Origin of the sequence: Caballeronia sp. LZ024, from assembly GCF_031451455.1 — a bacterium.
GTDB lineage: Bacteria > Pseudomonadota > Gammaproteobacteria > Burkholderiales > Burkholderiaceae > Caballeronia > Caballeronia telluris.
Window position 1 is genome coordinate 1,569,051 of sequence record NZ_JARUXL010000004.1, and the last position, 13,374, is coordinate 1,582,424.

Below are 13,374 nucleotides of genomic sequence, written 5' to 3' on the forward strand. Positions count from 1 at the left end.
CTCATTCACCTTGGGTCCGCGGCTCTTCGCCACGCTGAACGATCGTCGCCAGTACCGCGAGAAACGGGCTAACGACGGCCGAATTCAATGCATGACCTGCGGTGCACGCAATCAACAGCAGGACCACGAAAAACAGCGTGCCGAAACGCGCGACCCGTCCGCTGCGCGCAACGACGAACCCGCGCTTCAACGCCCGCAGGTAGAACACGAACACGGGCACTCCCAGGCAGAGCGCGAGGTCGGGCACGTCGATCTCCACCAAATAGCGCACGACCGGAAATCCTCCTGTCAGGAGCGGCAGATAATCCAGGCGCGCGATTTCGCCTGCAATCTGCTCGAACTTGAGGTCGCGCCCCGACAGGACAATCGATAGAAGTCCGTTTTCACTCCTCATGTTGTCGTACTGGTAAAGGAAGTAGCGAATGCTCAGATCGACCGCGTCGGCGATGGAGGGAAGCGTCAGATATGCTGTGACCGCGACGCCGGCGATCAATGCAATTGCGATCCCGGCGCGAACCGTGGCGCCCATGACGCTGTGTCGGGCATAGCAATACACCACGAACACGGCGCACGCGCCCACCGCCGCTGCCTTGGTACCCACCAGCAGCGAAGCGCAGAAGACACAGAAGACCAGCACGCCTTCGAGCGGTCGCCAGCCGAATCGGAGGACTCGCGAATACACATACGCGAGCCCGGCGACCATCAATGCAGACGCCTCGTTTTGAGCGTAGACGATGCCCTTGTAGCCCGAACGGATCTGCGTGTCGTCCTGGTAACTGCGGAACGCTTCTATAGAAAAGAGGGCGCCCGCGATGATCGCTGCCGCGTACACGAAGAGCGCCGCGACGACGAACCTTTCGAGGAACGCAAGTTGGCGCCCGTTCAGTCGAGAAAGCGCAGCGAGGTAGACGAAGAATGAGAACACCTTGAGGATGAACACCGTCTGCGCAGCGAATTCCTCGCCCGACATGCCGCCGAGTGCGAGGTTCACGCCAGCGGCGCCGATCCCGATCACGGCCAACAGCGCGACGCGCCAGTTCGATGCGCGCAGGCGCCCGTTCAACAGCATCGCGACAATCAGTCCCGCGACGGTCAAGCCTCTCACGAGCAGCGAATAACGGCCGCCATTGTCGAGATTGCCGCTTGCGCCGCGTATGTTGAGCAGATCGCCGACCGGTGACAGCAGCATTCCTATTGCGAAGATCAAACACGCGAGACGCGCCGAACGGCGTGAGACGCGGTCACGGGAAAGATCCAGCACACCGGATAGCACGCGTTGCGACACGTTATTCATGGCGTGTCACCGCCCCAGACTTTGCACTGACATGCAAGGCCAACACGATGAGCCAACGCATGACCGTGCGTGCCAGTCGCACTGGTGCGAGTAGCGCGTGATGCAGAACGTTGCGCTCGCGCATGCGGGCGCTACGTTCCGCCTCGATGCTGCTCGGCATTGTCTCGAATGCCTCCCACACCACGTAGGGACGCAGCTCCGCGACCCGCAGGCCGATCTCGTCGCGATGAAAGGGCCAGTCGTCGAGGATTGCCGAAATCCTCTCCGCCGTATGATCGAGCGCTGCATGCGCCGCTTGCGCAGAAATCCAGTAACCCACCGCGCCGGATGTCCATTGCTTGAAGGGGAAACCCACGCGCATCCCACCCAGGGAGGTCGCGCGCCTCAGCGGTTCTCGAAGTGCGACGGATGCCGCCGACTCCCGTCGAAGCTTCGATCGTCCGAGCTGCACGATATCCGCGATGCGGATCAGATCGCGCTCGGGTATGTGCAGGAAGCTGTCGAAGAATTTGGCATCGAGCAATGCATCGTCTTCCAGTACGACGGCGCCGCGCCCCGAGGCCGCGATCTTCGCCCAGACCGCGCGATGGCTCATGAAGCAAGCCACTTCGGCGCGCGTCATCGATCGGCCATACCGTGCGCGCACGGCGCGGTCATCGTAGGACAGAAGGAGTTGCTCGTCGGTAAGCGTGCGGGCATCGAGCGCGTCTTCAATGCGAAACGCGACGCCGCGTTGCGCGAGCACCTTCGCGATGGCCTCCCGACGATTCGAACGCGCGAGGGAAATCACATGAACCTGAAACATTCGCAGTACTTAGCCTTTGACGAGTTGCATGAAATGCGCCTTCATGCGCACCGTCCGTACGATCGCCCAAAGGTACACGGCGAGAATGACGGCCTCCGCAATCGCAAACGATGCCGCCGCGCCGACGGCGCCGAAACGAGGTGTCAACGCAAGCGCCAGCATGACGTTGAGTCCTCCAGCACACAGCATTACCATCGATCGATGACGCTCTTCGCCGAAGGGAACGAGCACCTGCAGGCCGAGAAAATAGGCGAGGTTGCCAAAGAGCGTCGCGAGGCACAGCAGTTGCAAGACCGCAGCCGATGCCGCGTATCCTGGACCAAGCACGAGTGCGATGAGCGGTCTCGCGAGAAACGCGCAAAGAACGACGCCCGCGGCCGTAAGAGCGAAGGTAGCGACGGCGCCCGCGACGGTGAGACGTGCGGCGGCTCGCCGGTCGTCTGCGAACAGCCGGGCGATGCGCGGATAAAGCACCGTATTGAGTTGCGCCGGGACCATGTTGCCGACGGTCTTGATCTTGTCGGCGGCCGCGTAGATGCCGACCTGATGCGTGCCGCCGGCATAGCCGAGAATCATTGCGTTGGTCGCGCCGAAAAGACTCACGGATGCAGTCGATAAGAATGTCTGTGCGCTTTGGGCAAGCCGCTCATACACGAGGCGCCACGAACCGACGGGGCGTTTTAGCAGGCCCATCTGCCATGCGATGCAAAGCGACAGAACGCCCGTCAAAATCGGCGCGGCCGCCTGAATCGCCGCCGCGGCCGCTGTGTCGCTGCCGCTCTTCACCAGCACGAAGGTCAACGGTAACGTTAGAAAACGCCCGGCAAGCGATACGGTGGCGAACAGCGAAAAGCTTTCGAGGCCTTGGAACAGCCAGTTCAGCGTAATGACATTTCCGGCCACGGCAAGCCATGAAAAAAACACGACCGCTTTCATCGATGCGAGCGAGCTGTTCAGCATGAAGGCGACCGCGAGTACCGCTGCCGACAGCAGGCACAAGCAAGCCTTTGCGGACATCGTCGACCAGATCAGCGCGTTGAGGGCTTCCGGGCATCGACGACATTCGACTACAGCGCGCGGACCGCTAAGATTGAATCCCCATTCGGCGAGGATGGTGCAATAGGCGACAATCGCGGCCGCCACACCCAGAACGCCGAATTCGCTTGGTCCGAGCGTGCGCGCAAGATAGGGAAACGTCGCGAGCGGAATCAGCGAGTTGCCTATCTGCCACAGCAACATCGTCGCGAGGTTCCTGGTCAGGCCGGCGGCCGCGCTTTGCTTCATGGCACTACACGCCGGCTCGACCACAGTCCGCGCGTGTCGAACACCACTTTCGATTGCAGCCGGTCGGTATCGATGGAGGTGAACTGAGCGTGATCGACGAGCAGCACGACGATGTCCGCGCGTTCGAGCGCTTCGCGCGCCGTAACGAGTTCACCGCCTTCGAGGCAAGCAGGAAGTTCATTGATGTGTGGCTCGACCACCAGCAAGCGTCCAAAGCCATCGTTCAACATGCTGCGCGCGATCCCGACCGCGGGACTTTCACGCAGGTCATCGATATTGGCCTTAAACGACAATCCAAAGCACGCGACGACTGGTTCGCGCAGCTTGCGCGCCGCACGCCGCACTTTGTCGAGCACATAGTTCGGCTTCGTGTCGTTTACTTCGCGTGCGGTCCTGATGAGACGCGCCTGTTCGGGCGCCGAGTCGACGATGAACCACGGATCGACCGCGATGCAGTGTCCGCCCACGCCCGGACCCGGTTGCAGAATGTTTACGCGCGGATGCAGATTCGACAGACCGATCAGTTCCCATACGTTGATGCCAAGCTCTTCGCAGATCATCGAAAGCTCGTTGGCGAACGCGATGTTGACGTCGCGGAACGAATTCTCCGCGAGCTTGCACATTTCGGCCGTGCGCGAATCCGTAACGATGCTGCGACCGCGCAGGAACACGCCATACAACGAACGCGCCGCTTCGCTACAGCGGGCCGTCATGCCGCCGATCACACGGTCGTTCTCGATCAGTTCACGCATCACGGATCCCGGCAACACGCGCTCGGGACAATGCGCAATGCGGATATCGGACTGCTCTCCAGCCTGATGAGGGAAAGTCAGGTCCGGCCGCGCCTCGGCGAGCCACTGCGCCATCTGTTCCGTTGCGCCGACAGGCGAAGTCGACTCGAGCACGACGAGGTCGCCCTTCTTTAACACCGGAGCAATCGATTTCGCAGCGCTTTCGATATATGAGAGATCCGGCCGCTTGTTCTCCATGAAAGGCGTTGGAACAGCGACGAGAAAGGCATCCGCGGGCTCGGGCGTTTCCGTGGCGCGGAGCAATCCTTGCTGCACGGCGGCGCGCACCAGCATGTCCAGATCGGGCTCGACGATATGCACCTCGCCACGATTGATGGTTTGCACGGTGTCGTGATTGACATCGACGCCAATCACCGGGATCTGGCGTGACGCGAACATCGTGGCGGTCGGCAGGCCGATGTAGCCCAGACCGACGACTGAAATCTTTTCGAATTGCATGTGACTCATTCCTGTTGCGGCGTTAATGCAGATAGTCCCGAAGGGCGGCTTCGATTCGTGCGCTCGCGTTGCCGTCGCCATAGGGGTTGCTTCGACCGGTCATCGCCCGATATGCGCTGGCGTCGTCGAGAAGTTCGGTGATGCTGTCCGCAATGAGTCGCTCCTGCGTTCCCACGAGCCGCACAGCGCCCGACTCGATGGCCTCCCGGCGCTCGGTGGTATCTCGCATCACGAGTACAGGTTTGTTGAGCGACGGCGCTTCTTCCTGAATGCCGCCGGAATCGGTCACGATGAGATAGGCGCGGTCCATCAGGCAAACGAATGGCAGATAGTCGAGCGGCTCGACGAGATGCACGTTCGCAATTCCGCTGAGAAGACGCTGCACTGGCTCTCGAACGTTCGGATTCATGTGCACGGGATAGACCACATCGACATCCGGATGACGTCGCGCGACCTGGGCGAGTGCGCTGCACATCCGCTCGAAGCCATCTCCGAAGCTCTCGCGCCGGTGCCCCGTGACGAGCACGATGCGCCGCCCCGTCGCAAGAGGCGGCAGGCTGGCCTCCGCGGTCTGGCGAAGTTGAGGGTTGCGCTCGAGCGACTCGCGCACCATCAGCAATGCATCGATCACCGTATTCCCGGTGACGACGATGCGATCTTCACGAACGCCCTCGCCGATCAGATTCGCCTGGGCGCGCGTGGTGGGCGCGAAGTGCAGCTCGGCGAGCACGGACGTCAGCTTGCGGTTCGCTTCCTCGGGCCACGGAGACAGCAGGTTTCCGGTCCGCAGTCCCGCTTCGACATGACCCATTGGAATCTGCCGGTAGAACGCCGCAAGGCTCGCTGCCATCGTCGTGGTGGTGTCGCCGTGTACGAGCACAATGTCCGGACGAAACTGGTCGAGCACGTCCCGCATGCCGAGCATGATCGACGCCGACAGATCATAGAGATCCTGATTGCGCTTCATCACGTTCAGGTCGTAGTCGGCGCGAATGTCAAAAAGGCCAAGCACCGAATCCAGCATCTGCCGGTGCTGACCCGTTACGCACACACCGCAATCGAATGCCGCGCTGCTTTGCAGATATCGCACGAGCGGCGCCATTTTGATGGCCTCAGGCCGGGTGCCGAACGCCAGTAATACTCGCTTCTTCATCATCAGCTCAATGGTGCAGGGTCTGCGCGCACCCTCGTGCCCTAGCGGCCACGGGACGCGCGTTTGCTAGCAAAAGCGGCTCAAGCCGCTCTTTTCTTGTACTCGTAGAGTCCGGTCGAATAGGCGCCATAGCCCACCCGCGACTGCGGGACATCGGTGAAGAGCACCCCCTTCACTGCGACGCCCGCGTGATTCAGGCGCTTCGTGGTCTCGCGGATCGCGCGCATCGAATGGTGAGCATGGCGCACGACCATCAAAGTGATGCCTGCATGCTTGCCCACCAGCGAAGCGTCAGTGACGGCAAGGACCGGTGGCGTGTCGATAACGATCAGGTCGTAACGCGATTTCACCCGGTCGAGCATTTCGCCGAAGTGACTCGTGGTCAGCAACTCCGCTGCATCCGAGGTACGCGCACCGCACGTCAGGAGATCGAGCTTCGGCAAGACATCACGCCGGATGGCGGACTCGAGGTCGGCGCCCCTCAGCACATCGGCGAGGCCTTTCGAATGCTGCAATCCGAGCGTGTCGCCGAGTTCGCCACGGCGAAGATCGGCGTCGATCAGCAGCACGCGCATGTCGAGTGATCCCAGCAATGCCGCGAGGTTGAGCGAAAGGAACGACTTGCCGATGCTAGGGCTCGGCCCTGTCAGCATGACGACGTTGTTGGCAGATTCCAGCATCGCAACCTGCAGTGCGGTACGAAGACTTCGAATGCCTTCGATCGCGATATCGTCAGGGGCGACGATTGTCAGCACACGACGGCCTTGCACGCCACGCCGCTTGTCGCGCTCGATACGCATCTGCACCTCGCTGCGCGCGATCGCCGCGAGAATCGGCAGACCCAGTTCGCGTTCGATGTCCTCCGAATCTTCGACACTCTGCAAGAGACTCTTTCTGAAGAACGCCATCGCGACGCCCGCCACGACGCCAAATACGGCACCGAGCGCGATCACCAACGCTTTCCGGGGACGCACGGGTTGTTCTTCGACAACCGCGGTGTCGACCACGCGCACGTTGCCCGTCTGACTCGCCTTGAGCACCCGCAATTGCTCCGCACGATTCAGCAGACCGGTATACAGCTCGGTCGTGACACGCACATCGCGTAGCAAACTCAGCGACCCCTGCTCGGTCTGCGGCCGTGTCGACAACTGCCGCGCGATATCGTCGGACATACGCCGCAACGCATCGATCTTCGCGTTCAGCGCCGTGACGGAAGGATGCGCATCATTGAAGGTCTCGACCATCTCGCTACGCTGCTGTTCGAGTTCGCTCAAGCGTGTCTTGGTGTCGACCATCTGCTGCAGCAACAAGCGCGCTTCTTCGGGAACATTGAGCGTTCCGTGCTTTTGCAGATACGCGTTGTAGCGGCGCTCCGCATCCTCGAGTTGGGCGCGCAGTTCAGGCAGCTGCTTGTTTAGAAACGCCAGCGTCTGTTCAGCCTCGGCCGATTTTCGATCGCGGTTCTGCTTGAGGTATTGGCGAGTGATCTCGTTCACGACATCGGCCGTACGCTCCGGATCGCGTCCGTCGAGCGCTACGCCAATCACGCCCGATTGCCGTGCGGTCTCCTGAATCTTGAGATCGTCACGCAACGCGTCGATCGTGCGCTGCGTGGAAAGGTGCGTGACGGTGAACTGTGTGGACGGTAGTGCGTCCAGTACGGAGACGAGCAATTGCACCGGCCGGTTCAAATACTCTCCCTGGGCTAGTTGCCCCGCCCTGCCATCAAGGATGCGCTCGCCACTCGGCGACAACAGCTGATAGGCGCCGTTACCCTGTGCGACGAGCGTGAACGGTTGTTCCAGCAGGCGCGGCGATACGTCGAATTGCGAGATCGCAATCTTCTCGTTTCCCCACGCGAACCGCTTGAGACCGAACGGCGCTTCGATCAACGTGTCGCTTGCAGCGCCCATGTAGCGTGCAATCGCATCTCCGATGAGCGGGAAGCGTCGCGGCTTCGCCTCGATGTCAAGATGAAGCAGCTTGACGCTCTCCCCCGAGACAAGGCGCGAACGGAGCAACTCCATTTCCGCAGCAGTGGTGGCCTTGTTGTCGAACAATGCCGCGAGCGCGCCAAGCGAATCGGACGCGTCGGGGGTGCTTTGCTCCACCTGAATGAGCGCATCGGCCCGATAGACGGGCGGTGCGAAAACGGCGTAGACGGCCGCTAACGTAATCGCGGCGACCGATGTGATGGCGATCAATCGCCAGTTGTCCGCGATCACTCGAAGCGAATCACGCGGGCTCGATTCGTCGTTGCGCTCACCAGTCGTTCGTGAAATGAGTGAAGAGTCCATGCTATTTATGATTCGTTCGATTGATGATGTCGAGCCAGCGTTGCACGCCGTCTTCAATTTCCTTGAGCGACGTTTCGAATGTCGCGCGACCTTTCCGGTATGGATCCGTGACGTCGCGATTGGCTTGTTCGCAGAGCCGATACACGCGTCCTCGCGCGAAGGGAAATGCGCTTTCGATGTCTCGTCGCTGGGAGGAAGTGGCCGTTAGAACCAAGTCCGCGTCGCGCACCATTCGCGCGTCTATCGCATTGGCGACATGCGAGCGGATGTCGATTCCGCGCTCCGCCATCAACTCGATCGCAATGGGGTCCGCCCCAGCACCGACAAGCGCGCCGGTGCCCGCCGAAACGACGTGTGCGCCCGCGAAACGATGGGCGAACAGCGCCATTGCCATCGGACTGCGACAGATGTTGCCCTCGCACACCACGAGTATCGACTTGATCATTTCGCCACGACGATGCCAGTCAGACCGGCGTTGATGGCGGGAAGCAACTGAATCAGGACTCGGCTTGCGCGTGCAAGGCCTGTGCTGTCCACATACACGACGTCATTCGGCTGCAATTCGAATTGATTGGCGAGCACCATGGATACGGGCGAACTCGCGTCAAGCCGATAAACGCGCGAGGTATCTTCCGTCGCTCCACGTACCACGTAGACCTTCGCTGCATCGGACGATGCGGCGTTGAGGCTGCCGCCCTGGGAGAGCGCATCGCTTAACGTGAGCTTGCCGTTCTTCATCGGCAGCGCGGTCGCCGGCTTGTTGATTTCGCCCATCACGAACACACCGCTCTCGTCGCGCGACTGGACGCGCAACAGATCGCCGTCTTTCAACACGATGCGCGACGGGTCCTGCTTGTACCGCAACATCTCAGACAGGTTGAGCGAATGCGAAACTCCGTCACGCACCAGCACCATCCGGCTCTGATCGGCCTGAGGGCTGAAGCCACCGGCACGGCCAATCGCTTCGAGGAGTGTCATCGGCTTGTCGTTGATGGACTGTGCGCCGGGCGAACGCACTTCTCCGTCGATGTACGTCTGCTTTGCGCGAAACGAGGCCACGCGCACGGTGACTTGCGGATTGCGATAGACCCGCGAAAGCTGCCGGACGAGTTGCGCGCGAAACTGCTCGACACCAAGGCCCACGGCCTTGACATTGCCCGCATACGGAAACTGCACGTCGCCTGACTGATCGACCACGAAGCCAGTCGGCGCGTCCGCCGGACGCGCCTGCGTGGCGCTTTGCGCGCCTTGCGCGGCGGCAAGCTCGGGGTGGTCCCAGACGATGATCTGAAGTACGTCGCCTACCCCAAGCGTGTAAGCCTTTGACGCGGTGAAAAGCTCGACTCCAGCCGACTCGTGACTTTTTTTGGCATCGTTACGGAGGCGGCGGATCAAGGCCGGATTGATCTCGTCGAAGGGAACTTGCGGCGTTTGCGCTCCTTCATTCGACGCGTCGCCCGCCGGTTCCGGCATGTGCATTCCCGGAGCAACCGTGCACGCCGACAACATCGTGGATACCACCATCAACAGCGCCAACCCCTTGCCAAATACACCCACGCTTCCTTTGTTTCGTTCCATCTTCGACTGCATCTACTAACCCGCCTTCCGTCGCTTGCCCGCCCTTCTTTATAAAGAAGAACGATATTTCGTTACCCGAACTTAATGATATGCATGATTGGTCAACCTGAGACCGGCTATGCCCTCAATACGCGTCGCGGTCCCTGAATCCCTTTAGGATCGTCCCGAGAATGATCTGCAGATCCAGTTCGTACGACCAATTTCGCAGGTAATAGAGATCGCAATCCACGCGCCCCTGCATCTTCTCGAGGAACTCGGTTTCGCCTCTGAATCCCTTTATCTGCGCCCAACCGGTAATACCTGGCTTGATGCGGTACCGGTGGATATATCCTCCGACAAGATGTTGATAAAGGTCGTCATGCGCAAGCGCATGCGGACGAGGACCGACCACCGACATTTCGCCGCAGAGAACATTGAAGAACTGCGGAAGTTCATCGAGACTCGTGCGTCGCAAGAATGCCCCGATGCGCGTCACACGTGGATCGTCGCGCGTGGCTTGCGTCACCCGGCCGCTCTCCTCCGCGTGAATTCGCATCGTGCGGAACTTGAAGATGTTGAATACGCACCCGTTCACGCCTTTGCGACGTTGCTTAAAGATCACCGGTCCATTCGAAGTGCACTTGATCGCAAGCGCTATCGCAAGGAAAAGAGGAGCCAGTGCGATGAGCACGACACAGGCAAACAATCTGTCGAAGATGGCTTTTCCCAGCAACGCACGCGGCGACGGCGATGCCATCAGGTTGACCGCGGGTGTGCCGAGCAGATCGACGACGTCGCCCCCGAGTGGAGTCAGGCTCCGGACGTTCGGCATCAGGCGAATGTTCACGAACTGGTCGCGAAAGCGCTCCATCAGCGCGCACACGATAGGACCCTCCAAGATCGACAACGCAAGCCAGATCTCCGCGACACATTCATTCTCGACGCGGCGTACGAATGCATCGAGTTCGACGTCGAGGTTCGATTTGTCGAGCGCGTCGGTGTCGAGCACGACGGCCGCACGGAAGCCGGAATCGGAGGCGAGCTCGAGCCTGCGGAGCACGTCGTCACGATGCTGCCCCGCTCCGACCAGCGCCACGTTGCGCAGATTGCGACCGCTACGTCGAAGGCGGTTCAGCATGGCATGGCCGGCCAGGCGTGCAGCAGTGAGCAAGACGCCCGTACTGATCGCCCAGCATGCGAGCCAGGACGCCGACAACCGCAGGCCTTCCGGCGCCACCGACCTGAGCGCGTATGCCATGCAGAGGACAACGAACCATGCCAACGTGACGGTCGCAATCAGACGGAGCTTTGACCGACCCCGCCAAGACCGGTAGATGCCGAACACGGGGAAAAGCAAAAGCGCGACGATGTTCGCCAATGCGAGCAGAGGCACGTCGATGATGTGTTTGGTGCCAATCGGCAAGATCGCAGTTGACGCAATGGCGCACAACGCAATCGCGGCACTATCGAACACGCGTGCTACGACGTCTTCGAGTTCCCACCCGGTTGCGGTGTTCATCACGTTGTTGTGTTTCATCTTTCCCGACATGAATTGTTCTGGTCGTCGCCCACCGGGTGCGTCAGCTTGTCATCGACTGCTACCCGACCTGCCGCCTTGCAGGAGGACCGATACTACGTTTGGACGTACCAAAACAAAATGCGACATCTCCTAAAAACGCATAATTTGCTACATAGAATTGTCTGTAATCATGTATATCCGTTAAGGCAAGTGGCGTTCCTCGAACAATATGCGCCCATTCCAATCGCTCGAATGTTCTTCCGACGCGCGCAGCCGGAGCTCGAGACCCGCGTCCATGGAAATCGGCGCAATGCATCGAAGCGCATAAAAAACAAAACACCCCAATCGGCGAACCGATTGGGGTGTTTTGTTTGAGTCTTTCGGCACCGGCAACATGCGCCGGTGCAGCGTACTGTCAGGCGCTTAGCGCTTGTCGATCGGCTTGACCTCACGCGGCGTCTCACCGATGAACAACTGGCGCGGACGGCCGATCTTCTGCTCGGGATCGGCAATCATCTCGTTCCACTGTGCGATCCAGCCGACGGTACGCGCCATCGCGAAGATGCAGGTGAACATCGACGTCGGGATGCCCAGCGCGCGCTGCACGATGCCCGAGTAGAAATCGACGTTCGGATACAGCTTGCGCGACACGAAGTATTCGTCTTCCAGCGCGATCTTTTCGAGTTCCATCGCGAGCTTGAAGAGCGGGTCGTCGTGCAGGCCCAGTTCCTCCAGCACTTCGTGGCACGTTTCGCGCATCAGCTTGGCGCGCGGATCGTAGTTCTTGTACACGCGGTGGCCGAAGCCCATCAGCTTCACGCCCGAGTTCTTGTCCTTCACCTGCTTGATGAACTCGGGAATGTTGTCGACCGAGCCGATCTCTTCCAGCATGTTCAGCGCGGCTTCGTTCGCGCCGCCGTGCGCCGGGCCCCACAGACACGCGATACCGGCCGCGATACACGCGAACGGATTCGCGCCCGACGAACCCGCGAGACGCACCGTCGACGTCGACGCGTTCTGTTCGTGGTCCGCGTGCAGGATCAGGATGCGGTCGAGCGCGCGCACGAGCACGTCGTTGACCTTGTACTCTTCGCACGGATTCGAGAACATCATGTGCATGAAGTTCGCGCTGTACGACAGGTCGTTCTTCGGATACACGAACGGCTGGCCGATGCTGAACTTGTACGCCATCGCGACGAGCGTCGGCAGCTTCGCGATCATGCGGATCGCCGAGACTTCGCGGTGACGCGGATCGTTGATGTTCAGCGAGTCGTGATAGAACGCCGACAGTGCGCCGACCGCCGCCACCAGAACCGCCATCGGATGCGCGTCGCGACGGAAACCGCGGAAGAAGAAATGCATCTGCTCGTGCACCATCGTGTGGCGCGTGACCGTGTCGACGAACTCGGTCTTTTGCGCCGCGTTGGGCAGTTCGCCCTTCAGGAGCAGGTAGCAGGACTCCAGGAAGTCGGCGTTGACGGCCAGTTCCTCGATCGGGAAACCGCGATAGAGCAGCTCGCCCTTGTCGCCATCGATGTAGGTGATGGCGGAATTGCACGCCGCCGTAGACATGAAGCCCGGGTCATACGTGAACTTGCCGGTCTGACCGTACAGCTTGCGGATGTCGATCACGTCCGGACCCATCGAGCCCTTGTAGATCGGCATTTCGACGCTCGGCGAGTTGTCGCTGAACGATAGCGTGGCTTTAACATCTGACGGGGTCATAGCACATCCTCAATCGAAGTATGGAAACAGGTTTTCGATAATTTGCACGACGGAGCTGCGCGGCAAAGCTGCAGTTTCGGGGGTTTTGCGAATTTCCGCCGAGATCAGGCGGATCGAAGCATCCCGAGCACGCGGATCACATCCGGCGAAGCCAGTTCGCCTTCCGGTTCCTTACGCGCGAGCAGCAAGTCCATCAGGTCGTTGTCGCTCAGCTCAAGCAGGCGGGTCAAGGCGGCCACGTCGGCGTCACTGAGGTCATGCTCATATCGGCTGAAAAAACGCTCGAAGATCAGATCGTTTTCCAGCAGGCCGCGCCGGGCGCGCCAGCGAAGGCGCGCACGGCGTAGAGGGTCGGACTGATGCGGGGTATCACCCATGACAGTAGTCCATCTCAGACAGCGCGGCGCACCATCAATTCCTTGATCTTGCCGATCGCCTTTGTCGGATTGAGCCCCTTCGGGCACACATCCACGCAGTTCATGATCGTATG

At 60.5% G+C, this 13,374-nt stretch carries 11 protein-coding genes and 1 pseudogene; all 12 read right to left on the reverse strand.

The annotated features are described in order from the left end of the window. Position 1 precedes the first annotated feature (1 nt). The gene (locus tag QCE48_RS29210; RefSeq protein ID WP_309794372.1) at positions 2-1,069 is read right to left on the reverse strand and encodes an O-antigen ligase family protein; all 1,068 of its coding nucleotides are present in this window, start codon (positions 1,067-1,069) and stop codon (positions 2-4) included. A gap of 217 nt (positions 1,070-1,286) precedes the next feature. Beyond that, complete coding sequence (locus QCE48_RS29215; RefSeq protein WP_404981894.1) at positions 1,287-2,084, reverse strand: glycosyltransferase family 25 protein; 798 nt, start codon at positions 2,082-2,084, stop codon at positions 1,287-1,289. 24 nt (positions 2,085-2,108) lie between these two features. Continuing rightward, the gene (locus tag QCE48_RS29220) at positions 2,109-3,383 is read right to left on the reverse strand and encodes a flippase (protein ID WP_309781843.1); all 1,275 of its coding nucleotides are present in this window, start codon (positions 3,381-3,383) and stop codon (positions 2,109-2,111) included. After that, complete coding sequence (gene wecC, locus QCE48_RS29225; RefSeq protein WP_309781842.1) at positions 3,380-4,633, reverse strand: UDP-N-acetyl-D-mannosamine dehydrogenase; 1,254 nt, start codon at positions 4,631-4,633, stop codon at positions 3,380-3,382. The genes QCE48_RS29220 and wecC overlap by 4 nt, the downstream gene beginning before the upstream one ends. Positions 4,634-4,655: 22 nt before the next feature. After that, positions 4,656-5,786: a non-hydrolyzing UDP-N-acetylglucosamine 2-epimerase gene (gene wecB / locus QCE48_RS29230; protein WP_309781840.1), complete on the reverse strand. Its 1,131-nt coding sequence runs from the start codon at positions 5,784-5,786 to the stop codon at positions 4,656-4,658. Between the two features lie 80 nt (positions 5,787-5,866). Then, entirely contained in the window at positions 5,867-8,083 is a 2,217-nt protein-coding gene (locus QCE48_RS29235; protein WP_309783742.1) for a polysaccharide biosynthesis tyrosine autokinase, read from the reverse strand. A gap of 1 nt (position 8,084) precedes the next feature. Next, positions 8,085-8,528: a low molecular weight protein-tyrosine-phosphatase gene (locus QCE48_RS29240; protein ID WP_309781839.1), complete on the reverse strand. Its 444-nt coding sequence runs from the start codon at positions 8,526-8,528 to the stop codon at positions 8,085-8,087. Continuing rightward, a complete protein-coding gene (locus tag QCE48_RS29245) occupies positions 8,525-9,673 on the reverse strand; it encodes a polysaccharide biosynthesis/export family protein (protein WP_404981891.1) in 1,149 nt (382 codons plus the stop codon). The genes QCE48_RS29240 and QCE48_RS29245 overlap by 4 nt, the downstream gene beginning before the upstream one ends. A gap of 112 nt (positions 9,674-9,785) precedes the next feature. Beyond that, positions 9,786-11,189 (reverse strand): undecaprenyl-phosphate glucose phosphotransferase, encoded by a 1,404-nt coding sequence (locus tag QCE48_RS29250; RefSeq protein WP_309781838.1) that lies wholly within the window; start codon positions 11,187-11,189, stop codon positions 9,786-9,788. A 393-nt stretch (positions 11,190-11,582) separates the two neighbouring features. Then, positions 11,583-12,884 carry a citrate synthase gene (gene gltA / locus QCE48_RS29255; RefSeq protein ID WP_116566244.1) on the reverse strand — a complete coding sequence of 434 codons (1,302 nt, stop codon included), beginning with the start codon at positions 12,882-12,884 and terminating at the stop codon, positions 11,583-11,585. Positions 12,885-12,988: 104 nt separating this feature from the next. Beyond that, the gene (locus QCE48_RS29260; RefSeq protein ID WP_087632765.1) at positions 12,989-13,261 is read right to left on the reverse strand and encodes a succinate dehydrogenase assembly factor 2; all 273 of its coding nucleotides are present in this window, start codon (positions 13,259-13,261) and stop codon (positions 12,989-12,991) included. A gap of 14 nt (positions 13,262-13,275) precedes the next feature. Continuing rightward, positions 13,276-13,374 (reverse strand): annotated as a pseudogene (gene sdhB / locus QCE48_RS29265) (succinate dehydrogenase iron-sulfur subunit); the annotation flags it as partial.

Bases quoted from the DNA above. Each gene is read 5' to 3' on its own strand.
- QCE48_RS29210 (WP_309794372.1), bottom strand. From the start codon at position 1,069: ATGCTGTTGAACGGGCGCCTGCGCGCATCGAACTGGCGCGTCGCGCTG.
- QCE48_RS29240 (WP_309781839.1), bottom strand. From the start codon at position 8,528: ATGATCAAGTCGATACTCGTGGTGTGCGAGGGCAACATCTGTCGCAGT.
- QCE48_RS29260 (WP_087632765.1), bottom strand. From the start codon at position 13,261: ATGGGTGATACCCCGCATCAGTCCGACCCTCTACGCCGTGCGCGCCTT.
- wecB (WP_309781840.1), bottom strand. From the start codon at position 5,786: ATGAAGAAGCGAGTATTACTGGCGTTCGGCACCCGGCCTGAGGCCATC.
- QCE48_RS29220 (WP_309781843.1), bottom strand. From the start codon at position 3,383: ATGAAGCAAAGCGCGGCCGCCGGCCTGACCAGGAACCTCGCGACGATG.
- wecC (WP_309781842.1), bottom strand. From the start codon at position 4,633: ATGCAATTCGAAAAGATTTCAGTCGTCGGTCTGGGCTACATCGGCCTG.
- gltA (WP_116566244.1), bottom strand. From the start codon at position 12,884: ATGACCCCGTCAGATGTTAAAGCCACGCTATCGTTCAGCGACAACTCG.
- QCE48_RS29245 (WP_404981891.1), bottom strand. From the start codon at position 9,673: ATGCAGTCGAAGATGGAACGAAACAAAGGAAGCGTGGGTGTATTTGGC.
- QCE48_RS29250 (WP_309781838.1), bottom strand. From the start codon at position 11,189: ATGTCGGGAAAGATGAAACACAACAACGTGATGAACACCGCAACCGGG.
- QCE48_RS29235 (WP_309783742.1), bottom strand. From the start codon at position 8,083: ATGGACTCTTCACTCATTTCACGAACGACTGGTGAGCGCAACGACGAA.